Annotated in this window: 17 protein-coding genes; 12 read left to right on the top strand and 5 right to left on the bottom strand. The window is 57.3% G+C overall.

Features of this window, described 5'->3' with window-relative positions:
* Positions 1 to 84 precede the first annotated feature (84 nt).
* Positions 85 to 480, top strand: coding sequence for an ATP-dependent Clp protease adapter ClpS (gene clpS, locus ACYX4K_RS06330; protein ID WP_475092967.1), 396 nt, complete (start codon positions 85 to 87; stop codon positions 478 to 480).
* 133 nt (positions 481 to 613) lie between these two features.
* Positions 614 to 2,899 (top strand): ATP-dependent Clp protease ATP-binding subunit ClpA, encoded by a 2,286-nt coding sequence (clpA, locus tag ACYX4K_RS06325; RefSeq protein ID WP_475092968.1) that lies wholly within the window; start codon positions 614 to 616, stop codon positions 2,897 to 2,899.
* Positions 2,900 to 2,992: 93 nt separating this feature from the next.
* Here clpA and infA read toward each other — a convergent pair whose 3' ends face one another.
* The 4 genes from infA to trxB all read right to left on the bottom strand — a co-directional run bounded on the left by infA (position 2,993) and on the right by trxB (position 5,984).
* The gene (gene infA / locus ACYX4K_RS06320) at positions 2,993 to 3,211 is read right to left on the bottom strand and encodes a translation initiation factor IF-1 (protein WP_010130378.1); all 219 of its coding nucleotides are present in this window, start codon (positions 3,209 to 3,211) and stop codon (positions 2,993 to 2,995) included.
* A gap of 132 nt (positions 3,212 to 3,343) precedes the next feature.
* Positions 3,344 to 4,075, bottom strand: a complete 732-nt coding sequence (locus ACYX4K_RS06315) for an arginyltransferase (protein WP_475092969.1) — start codon at positions 4,073 to 4,075, stop codon at positions 3,344 to 3,346.
* 140 nt (positions 4,076 to 4,215) lie between these two features.
* Positions 4,216 to 4,938, bottom strand: a complete 723-nt coding sequence (aat, locus tag ACYX4K_RS06310) for a leucyl/phenylalanyl-tRNA--protein transferase (protein WP_475092970.1) — start codon at positions 4,936 to 4,938, stop codon at positions 4,216 to 4,218.
* A 104-nt stretch (positions 4,939 to 5,042) separates the two neighbouring features.
* Positions 5,043 to 5,984 carry a thioredoxin-disulfide reductase gene (gene trxB, locus ACYX4K_RS06305; protein WP_475092971.1) on the bottom strand — a complete coding sequence of 314 codons (942 nt, stop codon included), beginning with the start codon at positions 5,982 to 5,984 and terminating at the stop codon, positions 5,043 to 5,045.
* Positions 5,985 to 6,452: 468 nt separating this feature from the next.
* Between trxB and ACYX4K_RS06300 the strand changes: the two genes are divergently transcribed.
* The 7 genes from ACYX4K_RS06300 to ACYX4K_RS06270 all read left to right on the top strand — a co-directional run bounded on the left by ACYX4K_RS06300 (position 6,453) and on the right by ACYX4K_RS06270 (position 14,353).
* Positions 6,453 to 8,777, top strand: a complete 2,325-nt coding sequence (locus ACYX4K_RS06300) for a DNA translocase FtsK (RefSeq protein ID WP_475092972.1) — start codon at positions 6,453 to 6,455, stop codon at positions 8,775 to 8,777.
* A gap of 115 nt (positions 8,778 to 8,892) precedes the next feature.
* Positions 8,893 to 9,510 (top strand): outer membrane lipoprotein periplasmic chaperone LolA, encoded by a 618-nt coding sequence (lolA, locus tag ACYX4K_RS06295; RefSeq protein ID WP_475092973.1) that lies wholly within the window; start codon positions 8,893 to 8,895, stop codon positions 9,508 to 9,510.
* A complete protein-coding gene (locus ACYX4K_RS06290; protein WP_475092974.1) occupies positions 9,503 to 10,852 on the top strand; it encodes a replication-associated recombination protein A in 1,350 nt (449 codons plus the stop codon). Before lolA ends, ACYX4K_RS06290 begins: the two co-directional genes overlap by 8 nt.
* Positions 10,853 to 10,937: 85 nt before the next feature.
* Positions 10,938 to 11,312 (top strand): fluoride efflux transporter CrcB, encoded by a 375-nt coding sequence (gene crcB / locus ACYX4K_RS06285; RefSeq protein WP_475092975.1) that lies wholly within the window; start codon positions 10,938 to 10,940, stop codon positions 11,310 to 11,312.
* A gap of 18 nt (positions 11,313 to 11,330) precedes the next feature.
* Positions 11,331 to 12,605, top strand: a complete 1,275-nt coding sequence (gene serS / locus ACYX4K_RS06280; RefSeq protein WP_475092976.1) for a serine--tRNA ligase — start codon at positions 11,331 to 11,333, stop codon at positions 12,603 to 12,605.
* Between the two features lie 18 nt (positions 12,606 to 12,623).
* Complete coding sequence (gene cysG, locus ACYX4K_RS06275) at positions 12,624 to 14,003, top strand: siroheme synthase CysG (RefSeq protein ID WP_475092977.1); 1,380 nt, start codon at positions 12,624 to 12,626, stop codon at positions 14,001 to 14,003.
* 86 nt (positions 14,004 to 14,089) lie between these two features.
* Positions 14,090 to 14,353: a hypothetical protein gene (locus ACYX4K_RS06270; protein WP_475092978.1), complete on the top strand. Its 264-nt coding sequence runs from the start codon at positions 14,090 to 14,092 to the stop codon at positions 14,351 to 14,353.
* Positions 14,354 to 14,528: 175 nt separating this feature from the next.
* On the opposite strand, the gene ACYX4K_RS06265 is transcribed toward ACYX4K_RS06270, so the two are convergent.
* On the bottom strand, positions 14,529 to 16,886 hold the full coding sequence (locus ACYX4K_RS06265) for a penicillin acylase family protein (protein WP_475092979.1): 2,358 nt from the start codon (positions 16,884 to 16,886) through the stop codon (positions 14,529 to 14,531).
* A 347-nt stretch (positions 16,887 to 17,233) separates the two neighbouring features.
* Between ACYX4K_RS06265 and ACYX4K_RS06260 the strand changes: the two genes are divergently transcribed.
* From ACYX4K_RS06260 to egtD, 3 genes are all read left to right on the top strand, one after another.
* A complete protein-coding gene (locus tag ACYX4K_RS06260; RefSeq protein ID WP_475118857.1) occupies positions 17,234 to 19,810 on the top strand; it encodes a TonB-dependent receptor in 2,577 nt (858 codons plus the stop codon).
* A gap of 202 nt (positions 19,811 to 20,012) precedes the next feature.
* On the top strand, positions 20,013 to 21,398 hold the full coding sequence (egtB, locus tag ACYX4K_RS06255) for an ergothioneine biosynthesis protein EgtB (RefSeq protein ID WP_475092981.1): 1,386 nt from the start codon (positions 20,013 to 20,015) through the stop codon (positions 21,396 to 21,398).
* The gene (gene egtD / locus ACYX4K_RS06250) at positions 21,395 to 22,348 is read left to right on the top strand and encodes an L-histidine N(alpha)-methyltransferase (RefSeq protein WP_475092982.1); all 954 of its coding nucleotides are present in this window, start codon (positions 21,395 to 21,397) and stop codon (positions 22,346 to 22,348) included. The genes egtB and egtD overlap by 4 nt, the downstream gene beginning before the upstream one ends.
* The last annotated feature ends 67 nt before the right edge of the window (positions 22,349 to 22,415 follow it).

Genomic DNA, 22,415 nt, shown 5'->3' with positions numbered 1-22,415 from the left:
GACTTGCGTATCGCTTGCTGAGGGCGAGAGGAAGGCTGACGCCGGCACTGTGAACTGATTCCTGAAGATTGATTGATTAGCGCTATGGGAAATTCACAAATCATTAAACTACACTCGAATCAAGGTCCTGATAACGACGACTTTGATTTTCACGGAGGGGAGGGCGGCACCGCGCTCGCGGAGGCCCGACCGCAGCTCAAGCGCCCCCCGATGTACAAGGTTGTCATGCTCAACGACGACTACACACCAATGGAATTCGTGGTCGAGGCACTCGAGCTGTTCTTCTACGTAAATCGCGAGCGCGCCACTCAACTCATGTTGCAGGTGCACACTAAGGGAAAAGCGATCTGCGGTGTCTATACTCGAGATATAGCGGAGACCAAGGCCGCACAGGTAAACCAGTTCGCGCGCGACAATGAACATCCATTGCTGTGCGAGATCGAAGCTGACGAGGATGATGAGCGCGGCGAGGAGGGTTAAAGGAGATTTTCAGGTCGTCGGCCGATATGCCGGCGCAACAGTACCGGCCGGGGGAACCGGCAATACTTCAGGAATGCCGGGTGTGCTCAGTGACAATCCGGACGACATTGGCCAGTAAGGTTTTGAGGTTTAGATGCTCAGCAAGGATTTAGAGGTAACGCTCAATCTAGCGTTTAAGGGTGCACGGGCGAAACGCCACGAGTTTATGACCGTGGAGCACCTGTTGCTGGCGCTGCTGGACAACGAATCTGCGGCGGATGTCCTGCATGCCTGCGGTGCCGACCTCAGCGCCTTGCGTCGCGAGCTCCTGGAGTTTGTTGACTCCACGACGCCTCTCATTCCTGAGAATGATTCCGAGCGCGAAACCCAGCCTACGCTCGGGTTTCAACGTGTACTGCAGCGGGCGGTTTTCCACGTACAGTCGTCAGGCAAGAAAGAAGTAACCGGCGCCAATGTACTGGTTGCCATTTTTTGCGAGCAGGAAAGCCAGGCGGTTTACTACCTGAAGCAGCAAAGTGTCGCGCGCATCGATGTGGTGAACTACATCACCCATGGAATCTCCCGCGTCAGTTCCGGCGGCAACAATGCGCACAACAATCCAGATCCGTCTCCGGAGCAAGTGGATGAAGATTTGGGAGGCGCAGCGGAATCCGGCGGTTCCGATCCACTGGAGAGTTATGCCACCAACCTCAACCAGGAAGCGATTCTGGGCCGAATTGATCCGCTGGTAGGGCGGGCACCAGAGGTTGAGCGCGTCACCCAGGTACTGGCGCGCCGCCGAAAAAACAACCCGCTACTTGTTGGCGAGTCTGGTGTCGGCAAAACGGCAATTGCCGAAGGCCTTGCGCGCAGAATTGTCGATGGTGAAGTGCCCGAGCCACTGAAAGAAAGCACAATTTATTCCCTCGATCTCGGCTCGCTTCTCGCGGGCACCAAGTATCGCGGGGATTTTGAAAAGCGCTTCAAGGCGTTGCTTGCAGAGCTAAAGAAGCGCGAACACGCGGTGCTGTTTATTGACGAAATCCACACCATCATCGGAGCCGGTGCGGCGTCCGGAGGGGTGATGGATGCTTCAAACCTACTGAAGCCTCTGCTATCCAGCGGCCAGCTGCGCTGTATTGGATCCACCACCTTCAACGAATACCGCGGTATTTTTGAAAAAGATCGCGCGCTTTCCCGCCGCTTCCAGAAGATTGATGTGCACGAGCCTTCCGTGGAGGAAACGGTGCAGATCCTGCAGGGCCTCAAGTCCTGCTTTGAAGACCACCACAAGGTGCGCTTTACCGATTCCGCCCTTGAAGCCGCTGCGCAACTGGCAAATCGCCATATTACCGAGCGTTTCCTGCCTGATAAGGCCATTGATGTGATCGATGAAGCGGGTGCGTATCAAGCACTGCTACCGGCAGATCAGCGTATCGATACCATTTCTGTCACTGAAATTGAAAACGTTGTGGCGAAGATGGCTCGCATTCCTGCGAAAAGTGTTTCCGCCTCGGACAAAGCCGCCCTGGCGAAGCTGGATGAAAACCTGAAAATGGTTGTTTTCGGGCAGGATCTGGCCATCGAAGCCCTCAGCACTTCGATCAAACTGGCGCGTGCCGGACTTGGCGCGGAAGAGAAGCCCATTGGCTCCTTCCTGTTTGCTGGCCCCACTGGGGTAGGTAAAACCGAGCTCTGCCGCCAACTGGCGCAGGTGATGGGGATCGAGCTGATTCGTTTCGATATGTCCGAGTACATGGAGCGCCACACGGTGTCACGCCTGATCGGTGCACCTCCGGGCTACGTAGGTTTTGACCAGGGCGGCCTGCTTACTGACGCGGTCACCAAGCACCCCCACAGTGTTGTGCTGCTGGATGAGATCGAGAAAGCGCACCCGGAAGTATTCAACCTGCTGCTGCAAGTGATGGATCACGGCACGCTAACCGATAACAACGGGCGCAAAGCGGATTTCCGCAACGTTATTCTGATCATGACCACAAATGCCGGCGCGGAAGTCATGAGTCGCCGCTCAATTGGCTTCGCCAACCAGGATCACAGCAGTGATGGCATGGAGGAGATCAAGAAAATGTTCACTCCAGAATTCCGCAATCGCCTCGACAGCATCATCCAGTTCGGTGCGCTTGATATTGGCGTGGTGAAAACGGTGGTGGATAAATTCGTGGTTGAGCTTCAGGCGCAGCTCGACGAGTCCCGCGTGACACTGGAAGTGGACGACGAAGCTCGCGAGTGGCTGGCAGTGAACGGCTATGACGAGAAGATGGGCGCGCGACCAATGGCCCGCCTGATTCGCGAGAAGCTGCGCAAGCCACTGGCGGAAGCCGTGCTCTTTGGGGAGCTTTCGGAAGAGGGTGGCAAGGTTGAAGTTACTGTCGAGGATGATCAGCTGAAGATCAGGACCGCAGTCCCGGCACTCCACTGACCGTCGGTCAACCATCCAGAAACGCAAAAAGCCACCTCATGAGGTGGCTTTTTTATTGCAGCTGCAATTCCGTGAGAAATTGCAGTCCGGCAATCAGCGGGCGCGGTAGGTGATGCGGCCCTTGCTCAGGTCGTATGGGGTCAGCTCTACCTTGACCTTGTCACCCGTCAGAATACGGATGTAATTTTTGCGCATCTTGCCTGAGATATGCGCGATCACCACGTGTCCGTTTTCCAGTTTTACGCGGAATGTGGTGTTGGGCAGGGTGTCGATCACCTCGCCTTCCATTTCAATGTAATCGTCTTTTGCCATGCGGCAGCAACCTTTGATTGATGTGTACTAGCTATTCCGCCAAAGCCGGCGGTGCGACGGGCGTGCATTTTGCACGAAAAGCGGCTGCAGGCCAAGTGAATCCGGGAATTGCCGAAGATTTGTGAGGAGGGGTTACCCGGCGGTCTGGTCCGACTTGAGAGTCCAGCGATTGTCCACCAGGTATTCAAGTGGCTGAAACTGATTTTTATAGGCCATCTTTTCGCACTGGCGTATCCAGTATCCCAGATACAGACTCGGCAAGCCCAGGCGGCGGGTCCACTCAATCTGGTAAAGGATGGCGTAGGTTCCCAGGCTGCGCTTGACCTCATCGGGGTCGAAATAGGTATAAATAGCGGATACACCGCCGTTGAGCACATCCGTGACCGCAACGCCCACCAGGCGGTCACGGGCGCGAAACTCCAGGTATCGTGTGCTGCCCCATGCGTTATTCAGGAAGCTGCGGAATTGTTCGCGACTGGGCGGGTACATTTCACCGTCGCGATGGCGCTGCTCGATATAGTGCGCGTAGAGCGCATAGTGCTCATCCGTATCGATATCCTGCCGATGGAACACGTCGAGGTCCCGATTGCGGCGCCAGCAGCGCCGTTGATTCCGATTGGGAACAAAGAGCTCCACCGGAACCCGGGCAGGTACGCAGGCCTGGCAGCTCGTGCACTGAGGGCGGTACAGGTAGTTGCCACTACGGCGAAACCCAAGCTCGGATAATCGACTGTACAAGCGCTGATCGACCGGCGTTTGCGGGTCGACAAACACCGTCGTGGCTTCCTGGTCCTCCAGGTAGCCGCAGGGGTGTGGCATGGTTGCCAGCAGGCGCACAGAATCCAGTTGGGAGTATTGGCTCACCGGTCTGTCGCCTGCTCGACTCGAATATGGTCTGCCTTCGCCACGCCTTTTCTCTCTCCGCCAATTGATAGGTATCTCTAGACCCGAGGGTAATTTGTGGTCAACGAAAACTCAAACATTCTGCGCTGCTCTTTGACTTGCTAGTCGGCCGCAAATAGTTCGGGGCCCGCTTTTGTGGGCCAGGGGTGGGGAAAGGAAGCCTGGGTGACACCCTCTGCCAGTAATTGCTCAAACTCGTCTCGAGGCACTTCTTCCGCGCCGAGGCTGGCGAGATGCGGATTGCTGACCTGGCAATCGATCAGTTCGCAGCCCCACAGGCTGAGCTGGCGAACCAGATGGGCAAAGGCCACCTTGGATGCATCCGCTGCCCGATGAAACATGGACTCCCCGAAAAACACGCGACCTATATTGAGCCCGTACAGGCCGCCAACCAGCTGACCGTCTTGCCAGGCCTCTACCGAATGCGCATGGCCGCGCGCGTGCATCTCCGTATAAGCCCAGTGCATGTCATCTGTGATCCAGGTGCCCGAATCGTCAGACCGCGGTGCTGCACATCCACACAATACATCCTCAAATGCCTGGTCGAAGGTAATCTCGAAACGCTGCTGACGGATAGTCTTTCGCAGGCTGCGGCTAAACTTCAGTGTCTGTGGGCGGACTACGCAGCGAGGGGAGGGAGACCACCAGAGAATTGGCTGGTCATCGGAATACCACGGGAAGATACCCCTGGTATATGCCGCCAATAGCCATTCCGGGGTCAGATCGCCGCCGACGGCCAGCAATCCATTTGGGTCTGCCAGCGCTGTGCTGGTGCAGGGAAACTCAACCCGCTCGGGGTCCAGTAGTGTAAGGATGTCATCCATGCAGTTCGCTCACCCATCGAATACGGCCTGAAACGAAAAAAGCGGCTCAAGAGCCGCCTTTTATACCATCGTATCAGCGCTTCCTGGAAACGCCCCGGCGCGAATTACTGGGCGTCGAGGTAGCGCTCAGCATCCAGTGCCGCCATACAACCGGTACCCGCTGAGGTAACCGCCTGACGGTAAATGTGGTCGGATACATCCCCTGCCGCAAACACGCCGGGCACAGACGTCTGAGTGGCGTTACCGTTCAGGCCGCTCTCTACCACAATGTAACCGCCATTCATTTCAAGCTGGCCTGCAAAAATATCGGTATTCGGCTTGTGGCCGATGGCGATGAAAACACCGGAAACGTCCAGCTCCTTGGTCGAGCCATCCTGCACGTTCTTCAGGCGAACACCGGTCACGCCATTGTCATCACCGAGGACCTCGTCCAGGGTGTGGTGCCAGCAAAGATTGATATTGCCGTTTTCTGCCTTTTCCATCAGGCGATCCTGCAGGATCTTCTCAGAGCGCAGTTCATCGCGGCGATGCACCAGGGTAACTTCGGCAGCGATATTGGACAGGTACAGGGCTTCCTCTACCGCCGTGTTGCCACCGCCAACCACGATCACTTTTTGATCGCGGTAGAAAAATCCATCACAGGTAGCACAGGCACTCACGCCGCGTCCCTGGAATGCTTCTTCTGAGGGCAGGCCTAGGTACTGGGCGGAGGCGCCGGTGGAGATAATCAGAGCGTCACAGGTGTAGGTCTCGTTACCTTTCAGGGTAAACGGACGCTGTTTCAGGTCCACTTCGTGGATGTGATCGAAAATGATGTTGGTGTCGAAGCGCTCGGCGTGCTGCTGCATCTGCACCATCAGGTCAGGGCCCTGCAGGTCGTGCACGCCGCCTGGCCAGTTCTCTACTTCTGTGGTGGTGGTCAGCTGGCCACCCTGCTGCATACCGGTAATAACCACCGGGTTCAGGTTGGCGCGGGCAGCGTAGATGGCGGCGGTATAACCAGCCGGGCCGGAACCGAGAATGATCAGGCGATGATGATTACTCATTTCAGAACTCACTGTACTTCAGTTTTCAGATTTGGAATTCGTAGCGCCGCGGCGATGCGCGGCATGCCCCTTATTGGCAGTCGACTGAAACCCACTGGTTCGGTGTCGGACAGTCGGTAAAGGAAGGGGAGGGTTTAGCGGTACCTCCCCAATTTCGCGGGCAATGATAGGGGATGGGGCCATACCCACCAAATAGTTTGACCTAATTTATATCATTGTCCGACTTTATAGGGTGACCGTATCGCCAGCACCTGTCCAGCGAGCTGTGCATCACCGAGGAACATTAACTATGCATGAACTATTTCGCGTAACTGTTTGATTATATTGCTAAAATAAAAACCTAAAGTGATTTCTGAAGTCGCACTGCGGTAGCTTTTACCGCAAGCCTGTAGTACACAGAACCCCAGATACCCTGAAGGCCCGCTAAGAACGTGCTCTTCATGAAGACAGTAATAATCGAGGTGGCCATTGAAGGCTGAGAGTGAAACTGAATCCGGGGCGGCAATTCCGGAATCCCTGATTGCGCGAATCGTTCGCGAGGGTGCGCTGATTGCCCTGTTGGCGGGAGCACTGCTGGTTGGCATCAGCCTGTTGAGCTATAGCCCGCAGGATCCGGGTTGGTCCCATACCGGCACAGGTAGCAGTATTGACAATGCCATTGGGCCGACCGGTGCCTGGCTGGCGGATGTGTGCCTGTCGCTACTGGGTTGGATGGCATACCTGTTCCCCGTGCTGATTGGGTGGCGCGCCTACCGCATCCTGCGAGACAAAAATGCGCGTTTTCATGGCCCGTTATTCGCCCTGCGCGTGGCGGGGCTACTGCTACTGCTGGTTGCGGGTGCAGGCCTGGCGACCCTCTGCTTTAACGAATCCGTGCGACCCATGCCATTCTCCAACGGAGGCATTATTGGCGCCGCCGCGTCTTCATTTTTGGAGCGAGGGCTCGGCTATGTGGGAGCCACGATTCTATTGCTGGCGACATTTGCGATTGGAGTGACGGTGTTCACCGGCATGTCGTGGCTGCAGCTATTCGAAGATATTGGCCGCAGTGTGTTGGTTGTATTCAATTGGATGGGAAGTCGTTTCGCACGGGCCAGGAAAGCGCGGGAAGAGCAGCGTGTGGCACGGGAAGCGATTGTGGTCCGCAAGGCCGCCGTGGAAGAAGAGAAGCAGCGCACCGCCAAACGCCAGCCACCACAGATTGCCCCGACCGCTCCACCGCCCAAGCAGAGTCCGCGTGCGGCGAAAGAAAAGCAGGGCGAGCTCTTCAAGGGACCCGTTACCGGCACTTTGCCCCCATTGTCGCTACTCGACCCGGCTGACGAGAACAAGAAAGCCGGCTTCAGCCGAGAGGCACTGGAGGCGCTTTCCCGACTACTGGAGTTAAAACTGAAAGATTTCGGCGTGGTTGCGGAGGTTGTTTCCGTACTGCCGGGGCCGGTGGTCACCCGTTTTGAGATTCAGCCCGCACCGGGGGTAAAAGTCAGCCGTATCACCAACCTTGCCAAAGACCTGGCGCGCTCGCTGGCGGTGATCAGTGTGCGCGTGGTGGAGGTCATACCCGGGAAGTCGGTGGTGGGTATCGAAATACCGAACGAGAACCGCCAGATGGTGCGACTCACCGAAGTGCTTGGCGCCGAGGTTTATGAGAAGTCCAGCTCCGCGCTGACCCTGGCGCTCGGTCACGACATCGCCGGGCAGCCGGTGGTCGCGGACCTGGCCAAGATGCCGCACCTGTTGGTCGCCGGTACCACAGGCTCCGGTAAGTCTGTGGGCATCAATGTGATGCTGCTGAGCCTTCTGTATAAATCGACGCCGGATGAGGTCCGCCTGATCCTCGTTGATCCGAAAATGCTCGAACTCTCGGTCTACGAAGGCATTCCGCACCTGCTCACGCCGGTAATCACCGACATGAACGACGCCGCCAATGGCCTGCGCTGGTGTGTCGGCGAAATGGAGCGGCGCTACAAGCTGATGGCGGCCATGGGCGTGCGCAACCTTGCGGGTTTCAATCGCAAGGTAAAAGAGGCGATTGCCAAGGGCGACCCCCTGGAAGACCCAATCTGGCAGCCGGACCCCATGTCCAGTGTGCCGGAGGCGGAGCAGACCCGGCCGCACCTCAAGCCACTTCCGGCGATTGTGGTTGTGATTGATGAATTTGCCGACATGATGATGATTGTCGGCAAGAAGGTTGAGCAGCTGATCGCGCGTATTGCCCAGAAAGCGCGGGCGGCCGGTATCCACCTGCTGCTGGCGACGCAGCGCCCGTCGGTGGACGTAATTACCGGTCTGATCAAGGCCAACGTACCCACGCGCATGGCGTTCCAGGTATCTTCTAAAGTGGATTCGCGCACCATTTTGGATCAGGGTGGTGCGGAGCAGCTCCTCGGACACGGCGACATGCTATACCTGCCGCCGGGTACAGCGGTGCCCATAAGGGTGCATGGCGCCTTCGTGGATGACCATGAAGTGCACCAGGTTGTGGCAGACTGGAGTCGCCGCGGCGAGCCGGAGTATATCGATGGGATTGTTGACGATTCCAACAACAGTATTCCTGTGCCGGGTATGGCCACAGAGGGCGGCGAGGAAGATCCGGAAGCAGATGCGCTCTACGATGAGGCGGTAGCATTTGTGACTAAATCCAGGAAGGCGTCCATCTCTTCGGTTCAGCGTCAATTGCGTATCGGCTACAATCGCGCCGCCCGCATGATCGAGACCATGGAGGCTGCCGGGGTTGTGTCGCCGCAACAAGCCAACGGCAATCGCGAGGTGCTGGCGCCGCCACCGCCCTGATTGCGCACCACCGTCGAACGCAGCAGATCGCACAATAGATTTTCACAGGTTCAGGCCGGGTTCACTTGGCTCCGACTAGGCTTTAGGGACAGATCAGCAAACTGGAAGGCATCGAATGAAACGCACACTGAGCATTTTCCTGATCGCGCTGGGCTGCACCTTTGGTGCGGCTACGGCAAGTGCAGACGCCAGCGAAGAACTGAGCCGCCTGTTGCAACCCCTGGGGGCCATTTCCGGCAATTTCAGCCAGACCCTGAAGGATCAGAAAGGCAAAACCCTGCAAAAGAGCAGCGGCAACTTTTCCGTACAACGGCCGGGTCGCCTGCGCTGGCAGACCGGCGAACCCTTCCCGCAACTCCTGGTCACCAACAACAAGAAGCTCTGGTTGTACGACCCGGATCTCGAGCAGGTGACCATCCGCCCGGTAGACAACCGCATGAAGGAAACCCCGGCACTGTTGCTGGGCGGCAAGGTTGAAGAAATTCGGGGCTCGTTCAATGTCGAAAACAAGAAGGGTGCCTACTACCTGACCCCGAAACGCGCCTCGGCGCCGTTTAAATCCATGGTAATCCGCTTTGATGGCAAGGGCCTGCCCTCGGCCATGACCGTCCGCGACGGCATGGGCCAGACAACCGATATCCGGTTCAACGGGCTCAAAGCCAATCCGCAGCTGTCTTCCCGCATCTTTAACTTCAAACCCCCGAAGGGTACCGACGTTATTCGCGATGAATGATTTATTCCGGTCACCGCGCCGGCATCAGCCCCTGGCCGCACGTATGCGGCCCGACACTCTGGCCCACTATGTGGGCCAGACGCATTTATTGGGTCCGGGTAAGCCGCTGCGTGAAGCGGTAGAGCGCGGCCAGTTGCATTCGATGGTGCTCTGGGGGCCGCCCGGTGTCGGCAAGACTACTTTCGCGCGGCTGCTCGCCCAGGAGTGCGATGCGCGCTTCGCCACGCTGTCGGCGGTGCTGGCCGGGGTGAAAGAAATCCGCCAGGCCGTTGCAGAAGCCGAGCAGCACGCCGCTCAGAGTGGCCGCGGCACGATTCTGTTCGTCGATGAAGTACACCGCTTCAACAAGTCTCAGCAGGATGCCTTTTTGCCGTATGTGGAAGAGGGCACAGTCACCTTTGTCGGTGCGACAACTGAAAACCCGGCGTTTGAACTGAACAATGCGTTGCTTTCTCGCTGCCGTGTCTACCTGCTGCGTAGCCTGAGTCAGGACGAACTGGCCGGGATGTTGCGGCGTGCGCTTGCCGAAGACGAAGAACTCCGCGGGCGCCGAATCGCGATTTCCGATGAAATCCTGCACAAAATCACCCTGAGCGCCGATGGCGACGCCCGCAGCGCGCTCAACCTGTTGGAAATCGCCTGTGATCTGTCCCGGGAAGAGTGCGGCGAACAGGTAATCGACGAAGATGTTCTGGCGGAAGTGTTGACGGCGGACGTGCGCCGCTTCGACAAGGGGGGTGATTTTTTCTACGACCAGATATCGGCGCTACACAAGTCGGTGCGGGGATCTGACCCGGATGCAGCGCTGTACTGGTTTGCGCGCATGGTGGATGGCGGTTGCGACCCACTGTATATCGCTCGCCGCGCGGTGCGCATGGCAAGTGAGGATATTGGCAATGCCGACCCTCGAGCGCTTGAAATTGCCCTGAGTGCCTGGGATGTGCAGGAGCGCCTCGGCAGTCCGGAAGGGGAGCTGGCCATAGCCCAGGCCATCACCTATCTCGCGGTTGCCGCAAAAAGCAATGCCGTTTACAGCGCCTACAAGCGCGCGCTGGCCGATATCCGTCGTGAACCGAGCTACGAGGTGCCGGTGCATTTGCGCAATGCGCCCACCAGGCTGGCGAAGGAAATGGCCCACGGTGCCGACTATCGATACGCGCACGACGAACCGGATGGCTTCGCCGCGGGCGAAAACTACTTTCCCGAGGCCATTGCAGGCCGGCGATATTACGATCCTGTCCCTCGGGGGTTGGAGCTGAAAATCGACGAAAAGCTGCAAAAGCTGCGGGAACTCAACCGGAACAGCGTGCGGCAGCGATACCCGGAGCCGGAAAAGCGCTAAAATCGCCACGCGCCTCGATGGACGCTATACAAGTCCCGAAACGATTTTTGAACAGACACCGATAAGAACAAAAGGACCTGACCCCATGCAGTGGATTGCAATTGCCCTGGGCGGCGCGGTCGGCGCGGTCATGCGTCACCTCATTGGCCTTTGGAGCTACCCGGTGTTCGAACACCGCTTTCCCCTGGGCACATTAATTGTGAATGTGATCGGTTCACTGCTGATCGGGTTTGCCTATGTGATGATCGTCGAGCGGGGTGCGCTCGGCCACGAGTGGCGCCTGCTGATCATGACCGGGCTGTTCGGCGCGCTCACTACCTTCTCGACCTTCTCGCTGGAAACTGTGCTGTTGTGGCACAATGGCCAGCCTTTAACGGCGCTGGCCTATGTAGCGGTCAGCCTTCTGGTGTGTCTGGGGGCAACCGCAGCCGCCGTCACACTGGGACTGAAATATCTGTAACGCGGTAATGAATTCATCATGCTCGACCCAAAACTGATTCGCACTCAACTCGACGAAGTAGCAGCGGCGCTGGCCAAACGCGGTGTACAGCTGGACACGGCTAAGCTGGAACAGCTGGAAGAACAGCGCAAGGAATTACAGGGGCGCACCGAGTCCCTGCAGAACGAGCGCAATACCAAATCCAAAAACATCGGCCGCGCCAAGGCCGCCGGAGAGGACATTGCGCCGCTGCTGAAAGAAGTAGAATCCCTGGGCGGACAGCTCTCCGAGGCCAAGCAGGCCCTCGGTGACCTTCAGCTGCAGCTGGACGATATCCTGCTGGCCATTCCCAACCTGCCGGATGCCTCTGTACCGGAAGGTAAGGACGAAGACGATAATGTGGAAGTCGCGAAGTGGGGTGAACCCCGCAGCTTCGACTTCGAAGTACGCGACCACGTGGATCTGGGCAGCAACCTGGGTGGCCTCGACTTTGAGGTGGCGAGCAAGATTACCGGCTCCCGCTTCGCGGTCATGACTGGCCAGGTAGCAAAACTGCACCGCGCATTGGCACAGTTCATGCTAGATCTTCATGTAGAAGAGCACGGCTATACGGAAGCCAATGTGCCGGTAATAGTAAATAGCGATTCCCTGTACGGAACTTCCCAGCTGCCCAAGTTTGCGGAAGATCTGTTCAAACTGGAGGACGAGCGTAGTTTCTACCTCATTCCTACCGCAGAAGTACCGTTGACCAATTTGTACCGCGACGAGATCGTCGATGCCGATCAGTTGCCGCACAAATATGTCAGCCACACCAACTGCTTTCGCTCCGAAGCCGGCTCCCACGGGCGCGACACCCGCGGCATGATCAGGCAGCACCAGTTCGAAAAAGTGGAACTGGTTTGTTTCGCCCGCCCTGATCAGTCCATGGATGCGCTCGAACAGCTCACCAGTCATGCAGAAAATGTTCTGCAGAAACTGAACCTGCCATACCGCAAAGTAGTGCTGTGTGGTGGCGATATGGGATTTGGTGCGACCAAAACCTATGACCTGGAAGTGTGGATTCCGTCTCAGGACAAATACCGCGAGATTTCCTCCTGCTCCCTGATGGGAGACTTCCAGGCCCGGCGTATGAAAGCCCGCTGGCGCAACCCGGAAACGGGCAAGCCAGAACTGCTGCACACCCTGAACGGATCCGGGCTGGCAGTGGGCCGTACGCTGATCGCGGTACTGGAAAACTACCAACAGGCCGATGGTAGTATCGAGGTGCCGGAAGTACTGCGCCCCTATATGAAAGGCGCCACCAAGATCGGCTAAGTAGTATGGAATAAGACCTTGCGTTACCTGCCTCTCGCTTTTGATTTGAAAAACCGTCCCTGTCTGATTGTTGGGGGCGGTTCCATCGCCACGCGCAAAGCGCGGCTACTCAACAAGGCGGAGGCCCGCCTGCTGGTGGTGGCTCCGGATATTACCGATGAACTGCGCCAGCTGGTCATGGCCAGCGGTGGCGAATACATCGTTGGCACTTATCGCAAGGAACTGCTCGATAACGCCGAAATGGTGGTTGCCGCCACTGCCGATGGCGATGTGAATGCACAGGTGTCTGCCGACGCCCGCGCGCGTCGCCTGCCGGTAAATGTGGTCGACTCGCCAGAGCACTGCACCTTTACCTTTCCCTCCATTGTCGAACGCGGACCCCTGGCCATCGGCATCTCCAGCGGTGGCTCCGCACCGGTTCTTACGCGCATGCTGCGCGCTCAAATCGAAACACTGCTTTCCCCCGGGCTCGGGCTGATTGCCGAGCTGGCTGGTCGCCTGCGCGATAACGTCAAAGCCGCATTGCCGGAAGCCCAGCGCAAAGATTTCTGGCACTGGGTCTTCAATGGCCCGGTGGTTGGTCAGATCGAGCGCGGCCACAAGGCCGAAGCGGAACAAACGGTGCTGGAAGAATTGCAGCGCTGGGAACAAAAGCCCGCACCGAGCGGCGAGGTTTACCTGGTAGGTGGCGGCCCCGGTGATCCCGATCTTCTGACCTTCCGCGCGCTACGCCTGATGCAGCAAGCAGATGTGGTGCTTTACGATCGCCTGGTGTCTACCGAAGTACTGGAACTGGTGCGCCGGGATGCGGAGCGTATTTACGTGGGCAAAATGAAGCAATTTCATTCCGTGCCCCAGGACGATATCAACCAGCTGCTGGTGGATCTGGCGAAAGAGGGCAAGAAGGTTCTGCGCCTGAAGGGCGGCGACCCGTTTGTATTTGGTCGCGGCGGCGAGGAAATCGACAAGCTGGCGGAAGCGGGCGTGCCTTTCCAGGTCGTGCCAGGCATTACCGCCGCTATTGGCTGTTCTGCGTATTCCGGTATTCCGCTGACCCACCGGGATCACGCACAATCGGTGCGTTTTATTACCGGTCACCTGAAGCAGGGCGATCTGGTTTTGCCGTGGGAAGAGCTGATCACCAAAAATCAGACACTGGTGTTCTATATGGGCCTGACGGGTCTTCCCACCATTTCCGAGAAGCTGATTGCCAACGGGATGGATGCGGAAACGCCGGCGGCGCTGGTAGAGAAGGGCACCACACGAGATCAGCGGGTGATTGTTGGCACCATTGGCACATTGCCGGAACTTGCGGAAACCCACAAAGTCGAGGCGCCGGCACTCACGATTATCGGCGGTGTGGTGAAGCTGCGCGAGAGCCTCGGCTGGTACCAGTAAGCTCTCTGTCTGCGTAGGCATCCAGTCCACTAACCATTGGCAAACCCCTATCTATACTGAAAGGGATGTTTGCCTATGGTGGTTTTATGCTGTGGATGTTGCTTTGCTTTTATTGCACTCTTCTGGTGCGCAGTTTTCTGCCTCGAGAAAGTGAAATCGCGCTGCCTGACGAAGACGACAGCCACCTGCGTCGCTATTCCCGCGCTTACAAGATCAAACGTAATTGGGTGAAGAATCTCTGGATCGGCTCATCTTTGTTGATGATTTGCTTCCCACTGCTGCCGTTTATCCTCGGCCTTGGACTTTTCACGTCCTTTCTATCTTTCGCGATTCTCGACGAAACTGCCTGAACAATCTGGCTTCGTTGCTGGTTTCGTGGCGGTCCCGCTTCCGGGTGTGGCCTTGCAAGACACGCCGTAAACCCATCCCTGGGGGCTCTTCCGCGAGGTCCCTCTCGCGGAAGGTCTTGCAAGGCCACACCCGGAATCGGAACCTGCTCGGTAAATTTCGTGCTCTATCCCCAAGTTATTTCAATGTCAGTGTGTATACCGTTTCTTTCTCGGTGAAACTGGAAGCCTTACCTTCCACCCAATCCCTATGACCATTGCCAAAGAACGGGGAGAGCGGATGCGCGCTCTGGCCTGTGGCCATATGGAAAATACCCAGCTCTTCATGGCCCGGGGCCACAACCAGACGCTCAGAAGCACCATTGGTCGCGGACTGGAAACGGGGCATATGGGAGTCGCCGGGGAGTGGGTCGGCGGGCATGGCGGTGAACCAGTTTACAGCGGAGACCGCACGGGCCAGCGGGTGCTGGATTTTTGCGGAATTTTGCACGCCCCAGGTCTGTTCGGATAAGGGCAGGCCGCTTTCAGCCATTTCTTCCAGAACCAGATCCAGCGCGGCGATTTTCAGGTCGCGCCAGCTCTCAAACTCCGGGTTCAGCAGGTGTGCGGGTTCGCCGGAAAGCATTTCCCAGGCCGGGTATTCCACCTGGCGGTTTACGCGACCAAACTTAAAGCCTTCGTCATACCGTTTCATGTAGGTGAGCACCGGTGCGGTCGCCAGGTCGATAAAGCGCAGGCGGAAGTTGCGGACGATGCGGTAGCCCACGGAGTCGGCGCTGGCGCGGGCGCCCCAGTTATCTACCTGGTCCAGAACGTCCGCGTAATCCGTATTGCCTTTCAGCAATGTCGCCAGATGTTGCTGCCAGCGCTCAAGGAATACAGCGCGGTCGTCGAGCTGGATGTCGAGCAGGTCCTGTTCGGTGAAGGTTTCTCTGGCGAATAAGTCGTCGCGAATCTGTTGTTGGCGGGCGCCGAGGGCGTAGCCACCGTCGCCCATAACACGAAGATATTCGCCGTCCATGGTGCGCGAGTTGGCGGTCCAGATACGGTGAGACGGAGGGTTATAGACGTGCGGCTGCTCCTCCAGTGACAGGTAGCCATCCCAGTAGGCAGTGCCGTCCGCCCAGCTGACAGAGCGGTTGCCTTCAAGACCAACACGGCGCGGAATTGGGCCCGCGACGGTCCAGCCGATGTTGCCCTGGCTGTCGCCGAGGACAAAATTCTGGTGGGGAATACCAAGCTCGGGAGCAAGATCGAGGGCGGCGCGAGCGGTGCCTGCATGCTCCATTTTCAGCAGGTTCATGTTTGCGCCGCGTACATCGTGTGCCACCCAGCGGTAGGCGAGGGGGTTGCCGGTGTAATCTTCTCCCACCACCGGGCCCCAAATAGTCTTGCGCACCTTGAGTGTGTCTGCAGCCTGGCCTTTTATCGCAAGCGTTTCCTCAACCACTTCAAACGCGCGCCAGCCGTCCGGGGCGCGATATTGTTTTCCATCCGGTGACATTTCCAGTGGGATCAGGTCACCCCAGTCGGCCGTGGTGTTGGTAAAGCCCCAGGCGACTTTGCCGTTGCTGCCCGCAACGATAATCGGGCCGCCGGGCAGGGTGGCGCCACGCATTTCGAAATCGGTACCGGGAATGTTCCAGCCGGCACGGTACCAGATATTTGGTACCGTGATTGCCAGGTGCATGTCGTCTGCGACAATGGCAGCACCGTGTTCCGTCAACGCGCCACCCACGACCCAGTTGTTACTGCCGAAAATCATGTCTTCGCTTTCCATGGGCTCGTAGGCCATGGGCTCACCATCTTCTACCAGTGAGGCAATATGCGTGTGTGGCAGAGCCAGGGGGCCGCGCACATCGCCGATCAACGGCGCGTCCCAGATGCCACCCTTCGGCACGAAGAAGTGATAGAGGTCCTCCGGTAGCAATTGCGCCAGGGCGTTGTCACGCAGCTCAAAATTTCCGGTATTGCTCTGAAGCGTCAGATACATGCTGAATATGGTCAGCAGACTATCCGCCGGCGCCCATTCGCGCGGCGCAGTTTGCAGCAGGGCATATTCCCAGGGCGCAGCGCCAAGTTCTGCCAGACCATAATTCACCCCGGCGGTGTATTGCTTAAGGATCTGCTGTTGCTCTGAAGGCATTGCCGCCACATTGCGTTCTGCGCGTTTGCGGAACTGATGCAGCCGAATTTCCCGGTCGTGTTCCAGTGCAGCCTCGCCAACGAGCTCGGAAAGCTCACCGGCGGAATTTCGACGCAGCAGGTCCATCTGGAAAAAACGCTCCTGAGCGTGCAGGAAGCCGAGGGCAAAAGCGGAGTCGGTGCGCGTTTCGGCGTGGATAAAGGGAATACCCTGAGCGTCTCGCTCAATGGTTACTGGCCGCTCGAGTGCCCCGGTATCCAATGTGCCGTCCAGAACCGGGAGGCTCTGGCGAAGCCACAGCCAGGTGGCGGCCGCGACAAGTAACAAGAGGACGAGGATAGCAATGGCCGTGCGCAGCAGGCGTCGTGGCCAGGGATTTGAAGTCAACATCGCAAGGGCTCTCGAGGTTTAAGTTGGCGTTGTTATTTTGGGACAGGTAGCGCTTTCTAACTAAGCGATCCAGCCGCTGGTTTCACGGAGTCTACCAGCATACGGCGGGCCGGAAATGGTTACCAGCGGACACCGATCGGTCATATTTTCGGGTGTTTCGTAGCATTACGCGCCAGAATGGCGCACAGTCTCACATTTTTATACTGTAAAACTGACCAGTCACAAGAAAAAGGTCACAACAAGCTTTTATTGGGACTGCGCTCCACGTAAGATGGCCCAACATAACTATCAATAACGACCAATTTCCATCACGCTTTTCATATAACTACAAACGCGAGGACGCGATGATGTATAACGCCGATCAGTCCGGAAAAAACCGTTCTTTTTCCCTGACCACTCTTTCCGCCGCCATTGCTGTGACCACAGCCATGAGCAGTGCCGCCTACGCTGCTGAAATCGAAGAAGTGGTTGTAACCGCGCAGAAGCGCGCGGAAAACCTGCAAGACGTGCCGATTGCCATCTCCGCTTTCACCGGTGACAGCATGAAGGCCATGGGTGTCAAAAACCTGACCGACCTGGGTAAATTTACCCCGGGTGTGGAAATGAACAACGACACACCTCTGCAGCCCACCTACAGCGTGCGCGGTATCGAGACCGGTGACTTCACCGTAGGCTCTGACCCCGCTGTAGCCGTTTATGTAGACGGCGTATATACCGGCCGTGGTGCTGGCGCGGAGATTCCGCTGGCGGATATCGAGCGCGTCGAGGTCCTCAAAGGCCCACAGGGCACACTGTTTGGCCGCAACGCCACCGGTGGTGCCATCCATATCATCTCCAAGAAGCCGCAAGCGGAAGATACCGCTGAGCTGAATCTCACCGCCGGTAATTACGGTCGCGTTTCTACCGACCTGCTGCTGAACAGCGAGCTTGCAGACAACCTCTACGGCCGCTTTACCGCATCAACCAACCGTCGCGACTCTTTTGCTGAGAACCTGGCGAACGATTTCGAAGCCGGTAACATCGACACCCAAACGTACCGTGCATCGCTGCTGTGGGAACCCACTGCGAGCACCGAAGTGCTGTGGCGTGCCGAATACGGCGTAATGGATCAGGGCAGTGCACTGCGCACCTCCATCGTCCCATCGCTTCAGGCTGAGGCCGGTGGCACCGATGTATTCGGTGACTACGCACTGGATACCCCGACCATCGAAGATCGCGACTCCTGGGGAACTTCCCTGTCTGTGGTACACGATTTCGACGACTTCACTTTCACGTCTATTACTGCTTACCGCGGCTTCGACGCCCATCTGCAGCAGGACGAAGACGGCACCGCAAATCCGGATTACATGTTCGGCTCCGCCAACTTCGACGATCAGACCCAGTTCTCGCAGGAATTCCGCCTAAACGGTGCTACCGATACCCTGAAGTGGACACTGGGTGCGTCTTATTCTCGTGAAGAGCTGGAGCACACTACTGATGCGTACTTTACCGCTGGCTCCCTGGAATCCTTCGCAGTGTACGAGGGTACTAAAGCTCAGGTTGAGGCTCTCGGCCTGGACCTGACTACCACTGACATCGAGAATATGGCGTACGCTCAGCGTCAGGACATGATCGCTGCTGGCCTTGAAGGTGCCGCTGTATCCACTTTCATTTACGATTTGATGGTGCAGTCAGGCCAGGCCGACGCACTGCTGCAGGCATTGGGCGCCCCGTCTACTGTCACTGCGAGCATGCTGAATCGAGACCAAATGATTGGCCAGTTGATGGCAGGTATCGCTCCGTGGGTAGCCGCCGACACCGCGTGGAATGAGTCCGTATTCAACGCGGGCGATTACCGTTCCGCGGCCATTTACGGTGACGCCACCTGGAGCCTGACTGACAAGATGGATCTGACCGTTGGTGCGCGCTATACCGCCGACGAGAAAGATTTCTCCATCGTCAGCGACTATCAAAATACTCTGCCGATCGCATTTATCGGTGGTGAAGTTCAGCTGATGGCACCAGACGGCACACCACTGGGTGCTACCATCACTCTACCTTCCGGTCAGATTGCCGAGATTCCTTTTGGCATGGCGTTCAATAACAACGGCGTACAAAACCTGAATCAGGAACTGAGCGATTCCTGGAGCGATCTGTCCGGACGCGTGGTTCTGGACTACCGCTGGAACGACGATGTGATGACATTCATCTCTCTGGCAGATGGCTTTAAAGCGGGGGGGTTCAACAGCTTTAGCGCCGCACCAGGCATCGACCCGTCTTTCGATCAGGAAGATGTGACCAACCTGGAAATCGGCCTGAAGAGCAGCCTGTTCGACAATGCAGTGCGCTTCAACGCATCTGTGTTCGCGTACGACTACAAAAACCTGCAGCAGCTGGATCTCGTAGGTGCGCCAATTCCGAACTACTACCTGCGTAATGCCGATGCCGAAGGCCGCGGTGCAGAGTTTGAAGTTCAGTGGGCGGCGACCGACAGCCTGTTTATCGCCGGTAACTACTCCTTCCTGGATACCGAATACACCCGCTACCAGATCATTGAGGCAATCGGTGAAACGGAAGAAGACGATTCCCGTGTAGGCCAGCCCCGCGTTGGCACCCCGGAGAACAAGTTCAACCTGATGGCGGAATACACCTGGGAACTGGCAGCCGGCGGCGACGTGGTTCTGCGTGGTGACTACAACTGGACCGACGAGCGTGTTGGCTCCATCAGCGATCCGGCCCGCGTAATCCCGGACTACCAGCTGATGAACCTGCGTGCAGGCTGGAACAGCGCTTCCGACCGTTACTCTGCAGCCCTGTGGGTGCAGAACGTAACCGACGAAGAAATCGCTGGAGGCTACGGCGGCACCGGTGCAGCCATTGGCGCGAGCCCGGCCTGGCGCTTTATGCCGCGCATGTATGGTGCAGACTTCACCGTGCGCTTCTAAGCACTGGGTTTAGTCTCACAAACTGGCGCCACGCGCCATTGGAAAGGGTCGGCTTTGCCGGCCCTTTCTGCGTTTTCGGCATAGTGTTTTGATCCCGGGGAATAAGTGGCGCCAATTACTGCGCCAAAGCGACTTCCGGCATGGGAATCCACCGCAATGGATGTATGATCAAAAGCATCTAATGCAGTTCTCGGGACATGGAATGAACCTGACCTCGGAGTTGGATTCCGCTGTTTCAATAGCGGATGTCGATAGCCATTCAACGCTTTATTGGGGGGAAGACGAGGGGCGCGACCTCAGCCTGGATGAGCGCGTCGCACTTTTGACCCAGTTTCAGCGAGTACGTGCTCAGACTGAGACGCTCACCGAGCCACTATCCGCAGAGGACCTGCAACTCCAGTCGATGCCCGATGCCAGTCCCGGCAAGTGGCATATGGCGCATACCAGTTGGTTTTTTGAAACCTTTCTCCTGCAGCCTCATGCGCCGGCCTACGATCCGTTTGATCCCAATTTTCACCATCTCTTCAACTCCTACTACAACTCCCTTGGCACACCATTTTCTCGGCCACAGCGCGGGCTGCTGTCCAGGCCATCCTTGCATCAGGTCCGGCGCTATCGCCACTACGTCGATAGTGAAATTGAGCGCTGGCTGACGGAGGAAGAGGTCACGGCGGATCTCGCCAATCTGTTGGTTCTCGGCTTGAATCACGAACAGCAGCACCAGGAACTGCTGCTCACCGATATCAAGCATGCACTCTCTATAAACCCGTTGCGCCCGAGCTACCAAGAAGACATTTCAGTCGCGGAAGAGGAAGAGGGCACGTCAGATCTTCGCTGGCTGAGCATCCCGGAAGACACGTACACCCTCGGCAGCGACGGGCAGCGTTTTGCCTTTGACAATGAGGGTCCGGCGCATCAGCGTTTTCAACCCGCATTTCGAATTGCCTCGCGTCTCGTCACCAACCGGGAATATCTGGAATTTCTGCAGGACGGTGGATATCAGGAGCCGCGGTTATGGCTGTCGGATGGGTGGGCTGAACTCAACCGGTCCGGTCGCCATGCCCCCATGTACTGGCACATGCGAGACGGCCATTGGCAGCAGTTTACGCTCGGTGGTATGCGCGAAATCGATCCGGATGCCCCGGTTTGTCACTTGAGTTTTTACGAGGCCGATGCCTTCGCCAGCTGGTCGGGTTACCGACTGCCGACGGAGTTTGAATGGGAGATCGCTGCCTGGTTGCACTGCCGCAATGACGCAGGGCGCACCGCTAACCTGCTGGAGTCGGGGCACTTTCATCCTGTTGCGGAGCAAACCGATTTTATTCGCGACGATCCCTCGGGCGGAACACAATTTCTGGGAAACGCCTGGCAGTGGACGTCCAGCGCCTATCAGCCGTATCCGGGGTTCCGTGCCAGTTCGGATGCTGTCGGGGAGTACAACGGCAAATTCATGTGTAATCAGATGGTGTTGCGTGGCGGATCCTGTGTCACGCCACGCAGCCACATCCGGATTAGCTACCGAAACTTCTTTTACCCGCACCAGGCGTGGCAATTCTCCGGAATCCGCCTGGCAGGAGATGAAATATGAATATGGCGGCACAGGGAATTGCCGTAGTTCAGGCATTTGAGCAGGACGTATTGGCCGGGCTGGCTGCGCGGCAAAAAACACTTCCCTGCAAATACCTGTATGACGAAGCGGGATCGCGGCTGTTTGAAGAAATCTGCACACTCGAAGATTATTACCTGACGCGAACGGAAGCGGCGATTTTTGCCCAGCAGATTGAGCCCATGGCCCAAGCGATTGGCCCGAATGTCAGCCTGATTGAGCCAGGAGCGGGTAACTGTGAAAAAGCGGAGCCGCTATTACAGGCAATGCACACGCCGACCGGATACTTCCCGTTGGATATCTCGCCGGAGATTTTGCTCGCTGCGCGTCAGCGCATTCAGCAGCGCATGCCGGGCATGCAAGTTGTGCCGGCGGTCGGGGATTTTACCGGCGCGGCGGTCTGGCGTGAGCTTCCTGATATTACCGGTCGGAAAGTCGTATTTTTTCCGGGGTCAACGATAGGCAACTTCACCCCGGAGCAGGCCCGATCACTATTGTGCCTGTTTGCAGAACAAATACAGCCTGGAGATGGCCTGTTGCTTGGGGCGGATCTTGTAAAAGATTCGGTGGTGCTCGAGCGGGCATACCACGACAGTAATCATGTCACGGAAGCGTTTAATAAAAACCTGCTAGACAGAATTAACCGTGAGCTCGATGGGTCCTTTAATCTCGATGCGTTTGCGCACCGGGCGTTTTATCACCGTCTGCGCCACCGGGTAGAGATGCACCTGGTCAGCCTCGAGCAACAGGCTGTTGAGGTTTGCGGCCGTCGCTTCCACTTTGACGAAGGCGAAACTATTCACACGGAAAACAGCCACAAATACACACTGAGCGCGCTGGAAAATTTATTGCGCTCAACCGGTTTTGAGCCGCGTCAGTACTGGACCGATCACCAACAACATTATGCGATTTACTATGCCGAAGCAGTTTGATTTTTTTAATTTTCTAAAGTATCCAATTTTTTGCGCTGCAATAATTTCACTGCTTGCGGGGTGTACC

The sequence above is a fragment of the Microbulbifer sp. ABF4_107 genome (assembly GCF_056312215.1).
Note: the sequence above shows the minus strand (reverse complement) of the source record. Positions and strands in the feature narration are given on the sequence as shown.